Origin of the sequence: Gordonia sp. 852002-51296_SCH5728562-b, from assembly GCF_001665475.1 — a bacterium.
Lineage (GTDB): Bacteria > Actinomycetota > Actinomycetes > Mycobacteriales > Mycobacteriaceae > Gordonia > Gordonia sputi.
Map to the genome: position 1 here is coordinate 1 of NZ_LZMI01000002.1, position 2,306 is coordinate 2,306.

General features: G+C 61.3%; 3 protein-coding genes. All 3 read right to left on the reverse strand.

All coding sequences use genetic code 11. The features are described from left to right. Nucleotides 1-107: 107 nt before the first annotated feature. Nucleotides 108-671 (reverse strand): hypothetical protein, encoded by a 564-nt coding sequence (locus A5766_RS00380; RefSeq protein ID WP_005206085.1) that lies wholly within the window; start codon nucleotides 669-671, stop codon nucleotides 108-110. 422 nt (nucleotides 672-1,093) lie between these two features. Continuing rightward, nucleotides 1,094-1,738, reverse strand: a complete 645-nt coding sequence (locus tag A5766_RS00385) for a hypothetical protein (protein ID WP_064903028.1) — start codon at nucleotides 1,736-1,738, stop codon at nucleotides 1,094-1,096. A gap of 178 nt (nucleotides 1,739-1,916) precedes the next feature. Beyond that, the coding region (locus tag A5766_RS00390; RefSeq protein WP_156527322.1) for an integrase core domain-containing protein at nucleotides 1,917-2,306 on the reverse strand (390 nt) is incomplete at its 5' end.

The window sequence follows — 2,306 nt, forward strand, 5'->3', positions numbered from 1 at the left end:
CCACATTCGTGTTCAGCGTGATGGTGGCGATGGATCTCGCTTTGACCGGTCCCGACGACGCCCCGGGGACCTCGTCGTCGTATCTGAGTGGGTCACATCGGGGTGGATCACGCAGCCGCGTGGCTCGCTGGTGTGATGGTGCCGCTTCCGGTCGGGGTCGACGGCTGAGCAGGCGAGATGCTGCCCGTGGGCGTCGATGGCTGAGCAGGCGTCACATTGTTACCCGGCGTCGACGGCTGAGCGGGCGAGACGTTGTTACCCGGAGTCGACGGGACAGCAGGCGAGACATTGTTGGTCGGAGTCGACGGCACAGCGGGTGAGACGTTGTTGGTCGGCGTCGACGGCACGGCAGGCGAGACGTTGTTACCCGGCTGCGACGGGACAGCGGGCGAAACGTCGTTACCCGGCTGCGACGGCACTGCGGGAGACACCGTGCCGGCGCCGTCGGACTGCGACCCGCCGCTTGTCGACGAGTTGCTGTAGGGCGGCGTCGCGGCATGCGAGGTGCCACCGTGGCCCATTGCCGTCACGCCGAGGCCGATTCCGATGGCCGCGATGATCAGTGCGAGTCCGGCGATGACGCCGACGATCACGTTCTTGCGCTTGGGAGCAGATGCAGTGGCTGCACTGCCGGTGGCGCCGATGCTGGGGTCCTGTGTTGTGGTGAACATGACTACTTCTCGATTTCCCGGTCTCGCGGCCGATCTGGTGTTTTTCTTTCGACACCAATGAGTTTCGCCGTGATACGCGCGGTCTCACATCCACTGCGCGGCCGATTGGCCGGGTGATGAGCCCATCCACCGATCGGTGGATACGGAGACCCGCACCGCGCCGGCAACACCGTCGATCCCCGCGCCTCGGCGACAACTTTCCGGGCGACGTCGGGGCTGCCCTCTGCCCTCCGTCGACCAGCCAACACCCACAGCTGGGGCTAGGCGATGAGGGTGTCTGGAACCGCTGACAAGTTGGCAGATTCCGAACCGGAATTCACGACGCCGATTCCTCGCGGAACTCCCGCACGCAGGGGTGGTTGTGGTCACGCACGATCCGTCTTCGCGTTCTCATCCAAACTTCGGAGTAGTCGCAGTGGAGATCAATCAGGTAGCTTTTTCAGCGTGGCGCGCGCTTGTTTGCGCACTTCGCTGTCAGGATCGTCCAGGTACTGCGCGACCACTGGTCGTAGCCCCGACGGAAGCGGTCTGTACTGACGGATGGCTCTGATGCCCAAGGGACGAACACTGGGATCGTCGAGCTGGTCGACGACGACCTGCAAACCTTCTGGCAGCCCCTGCTTGACCAGCCACTCGAGAATCGCAGCCCGACCTGACCCGAGAGACCGATCAGCACCGAGCTTCGCCATCTGCTCATAGTCACTGGGCACCGCAAGGTAGAGAAGCGCGTTACCGATCGCGAAAGAGTTGATTTCTGGCAGTGGAGGATTCAGGTAGTACTGCTCCATCAGCAACGGAACAGCATCCGTCCCCATTGCATCGATTGTCGTGAGGGAGCGATATAACCCATCCCGAAAATTCGCGAGATCACGATGATCCGTCAACCCTGAGTACTCTTCGACATTCCGCACCCAATCAATCAGCATTGGAATCAGCGCCGGATACCGCTCGGTTGTGTTAACGAGATCGCGCATCTGCCGAAAACGCAACCCATGGCGTTTGCTAATCTTCGTGATGTCAGCGGATAGGGCGGCATGCGCTGCTATCCACTCCGGAGTTGGCTCCATCTAGTGCAAATCCATTCGTATCAGTTTCACTTGGCCACTGTTAATCAGCGTCGTCAACATTCGATGAGATTCGCGTGAGTTAGTCGTTCAAGGTTCCTGAGCGCCTTGCGCTGACCGCAGTGGCAGGTCCCCGATAACCGGTCCAGGCAGTTCTAGAGCCAGTTCCTTGTTGTGATCGTCAGTCGATCTCGCAGCCCACGGGGTGATGCTGGTGGGTGCATCCGGCAGCGTACTCGGCCGGGGTTCGATAGCCCAGTGCCGAATGCCGGTGTCGGTGGTTGTGGTCGGCCTTGAAGTCGCCGATGACCACACGGGCCTCCAACAGGGTGGGCCAGCAGTTGCGGTTCAAACACTCGTCGCGCAACCGGTTGTTGAACGACTCGATGAACCCGTTGTTCCACGGTGTGCCGGGCGGAATGTAGGAGATCCCGACCGACCCTGCACAGAACGCCTGCAGGGCTTCTGAGATGAACTCAGGGCCGTTATCCATACGCAGCACCATCGGCGGGCCACCCCAGATCGCGAACGTCTTCTCCAACTCCTCGATCAACCGCTCAGCCGGAATCGA

Coding starts and splice junctions, on each gene's coding strand:
- A5766_RS00380 (WP_005206085.1), bottom strand. CDS start 671: ATGTTCACCACAACACAGGACCCCAGCATCGGCGCCACCGGCAGTGCA.
- A5766_RS00385 (WP_064903028.1), bottom strand. CDS start 1,738: ATGGAGCCAACTCCGGAGTGGATAGCAGCGCATGCCGCCCTATCCGCT.